Annotated in this window: 2 protein-coding genes; one reads left to right on the forward strand and one right to left on the reverse strand. The window is 66.4% G+C overall.

What is annotated here, in order from left to right:
• Window positions 1-261: 261 nt before the first annotated feature.
• Window positions 262-1,158, reverse strand: coding sequence for a M15 family metallopeptidase (locus Q0K12_RS12380; protein ID WP_297263279.1), 897 nt, complete (start codon window positions 1,156-1,158; stop codon window positions 262-264).
• A gap of 62 nt (window positions 1,159-1,220) precedes the next feature.
• Between Q0K12_RS12380 and Q0K12_RS12385 the strand changes: the two genes are divergently transcribed.
• Entirely contained in the window at window positions 1,221-2,597 is a 1,377-nt protein-coding gene (locus tag Q0K12_RS12385; RefSeq protein ID WP_297263280.1) for a MiaB/RimO family radical SAM methylthiotransferase, read from the forward strand.
• Window positions 2,598-3,003 lie beyond the last annotated feature (406 nt).

The raw sequence follows: 3,003 nt of genomic DNA on the forward strand, positions 1-3,003 counted from the left end.
TGGCCGGTCAAGATCATACGTAGCGTTTGGGGGGAAGGGAACCCTCGCTCTGCTGTCGATGCCCGTAAGGCTCCTTCGTCGCCTAACGGGCACGGCCCTACGGGCCGCCTTTCGGTCGCGCTCTGCTGTCGATGCTTAAAATATAAACCAGACGCAAACATCTTCTGGCAAAAGCGCGCTGGGGAAGGGATGGGGGGCTTGGGGGGAAGGGGAACACCTCCCGCGCAGGCGGAGGGGTTCCCCTTCCCCCCAATAACTTGTTTAGGGCACGGACACGGCCGGGGAGGGGATCTCTCCCCCGGCCTCGGGAGCCTGTGAGGTCTTGCGGGCCTTGCAAAGGATCTCCGGGCGGAATTCAAAATGCATGATGTCGTATTCATGCCATTTGCCGCCCCAGACAAAGCCCTCGGCCTCAAAGGCCGTCACGATGGCTTCGGGATAGGAGGCTTGCAGGGGATGCGGGAACACGCGGCTCCAGCGCCAGTACGGGGCCTTGCGCGGGCTGAGGTCGATGGCGATGCCGAAGGAATGCGGACTGAGACGGCCGTTTTCCCCGGCGATGCCGCGCCAGTTGAAGCCGCCGGCGCTTTTGAGGTAGGCCCGCAAGTGCGGCTGCCTGACCACGACCGGCGCAAGGCGCGCCTCCACACGCTGCAGGGCGGCCAGCGCCCGCGCTTCCATGCGCACGGCCTGTCCGAAAAACATGCCTGTCCTGAGGCGGGGCCGAATGGCCGCGGCCGAACCGCCGTACAGCGTCCTGAGCAGCTCATAAGAGCGCCAGCGTCCCGGCGAGACGCCCGGCGGCGTGGACGGACGCAGCGGATCAAGGGGATAGGGCTGGGCCATGCTGGCCCGTACGTCCACATCCCATTGTCCGACGGCAAAGGGTTGCCCTCCGTCATAAAGCACGCGCCTGCCGTCGGCCAGTTCCAGCCAAAGGCGGCCTGCCGCATCCGCCCGCAGGCAATGCAGCTGCGGATAGGCCTGCCGCAGGCACTGCCAGTCCGTCAGCAGCTCACCCTGCGGAGAAACGGCATCCTCGCCCGCGCAGGCCACGGGATGCGGCCCGGCAGAGCCTGCGGCTTCCTCGGCCCGCAGGGGGATGGGAGGCGCGGCCAGCAGCAACAGCAACAGGACAGAGTGAAAAAAGCGGTACATTTCTCCAGCCTATCCGGCTGCGGCAGCTTGTCAAGCATGCGGCCTTTGCCTACAAACACCGCATGAGCACATGGAAGTTTCATCTGCTGACCTTCGGCTGCAAGGTCAATCAGTACGAGAGCCAGTCCCTGCGCGAAGCCTGGCAGCGTCAGGGCGGCGAGGAATGCGACGATCCCGCCCTGGCGGACATCATCTGCGTCAACAGCTGCGCCATCACGGCCAAGGGCGAGCGGGACGCGCGCGCGGCCCTGCTGCGTCTGCGGCGTGTCGCCCCGCAGGCACGGCTCATCCTGACCGGATGCGCCGCCCAGCTGCCCGGCGTCCTTGAACCGACGCGGCGACGCGGCGCGCAGCAGCCGCAGCCCACGGCGGACTGCATCATCCCGCAGGCCGACAAGGCGCGTCTGCTGGATGCCCTGCCGCCCTCCCTGCCGGAGGACGGGCAGCGCGCCCCACAAGCGGCGACGGATGCGGCACAGGCCTTCCCACCCTTTGCCATCGACGGTTTCCGGCGTGCCCGCCCGGTGCTCAAGGTGCAGGACGGTTGCGAGCATCGCTGCACCTACTGCATCGTGCCGCTGACGCGCGGCCGCTGCCGCAGCCGAGAGCCGCAGGCCGTGCTGGCCGAGGCCCGGCGTCTCCTGCGAGGCGGGCATGCTGAGCTCATGATCTCCGGCATCAATCTGCGCCAGTACGGCCGCGACAAGCCCGAATACGGGGATTTCTGGTCCCTGCTCGTCTGGCTGGACCGGGAACTTGCGCCGGAATTCGCCGGGAAGGCGCGCCTGCGGATCAGCTCGCTGGAGCCGGGGCAGCTCGATGCCCGGGGCGTGGAAAGTCTGCTTGCCTGCCGTCTCGTTTGTCCGCATCTGCATATCTCCCTGCAACATGCCTCGCCGCAGGTGCTGCGGCGCATGGGGCGCGGACATTACCGGGCCGAGGCCCTGCAGGAGGCCGTACGGGCGCTTGCCGCCCACTGGCCGGTGATGGGACTGGGCGCGGACATCATCCTCGGCTTTCCGGGCGAGACAGAGGCGGATGTGGACTGCCTGCTGGACTTCGTGGCGGCCACGCCCTTTTCCTACGCGCATGTCTTCCCCTACTCCGCCCGTCCCGGTACGGCGGCCGCAGGCTTTGCCGGACACATCCCGCCACAGGAAAAACAGGAACGCGCCCGCCGGGTACGGGAAGCCGTGGCCCGTCAGCAGGAGGTCTTTCGCCGGGCGCAGCTTGCCCTGCCCGACATGCTGCTGGCGGCTGATGTGGCGGATGGACAAGGGACGCGGAAAGCGACAGGCATCCGTGGCGTCAATGAGTTCTATGTGCCCTGCCGCCTGCTGACGCCGGTTCCCGCCATGCCGCTGTCGGAACTTGTGCCCGTCCGCCCGACGGGCCTTGACGCCGCCGGGCTGCTGGTGGAGCCTGTCGGGACGCCTTAGGGCCTGTTAACACTATTCGCTGTTTGTTGGGGGGGACGGGATCCCCTCGCTCTGCTGTCGATGCCCGTAAGGCTCCTGCGTCGCCTAACGGGCACGGCCCTACGGGCCGCCTTTCGGTCGCCGCCGGCGCGGGAGGGCCCAGCCTTTTCGCAGCGGAACGAGAAAAGGCGTTTTCGTCATCCTTCCCCCCAAGCCCCCCATCCCCTCCCCAGCGCGCTTTTATCAGGGGAAAAAGCGGGGACGCGGGCACACGCCCCTCAGGACAGACGAGGCATGTACAGACAACTTACTGTATATACTGAAATAATTAGCAATTTTGTGTTAACGGGCCCTAGATGTAGAGTGTCAACACGTTGTTCACCCTCCGTTCAGACATGAAGCTGGAGGTTTTCTGCCAAGAGCCGAA

Source organism: uncultured Desulfovibrio sp., from assembly GCF_944324525.1.
GTDB lineage: Bacteria > Desulfobacterota > Desulfovibrionia > Desulfovibrionales > Desulfovibrionaceae > Desulfovibrio.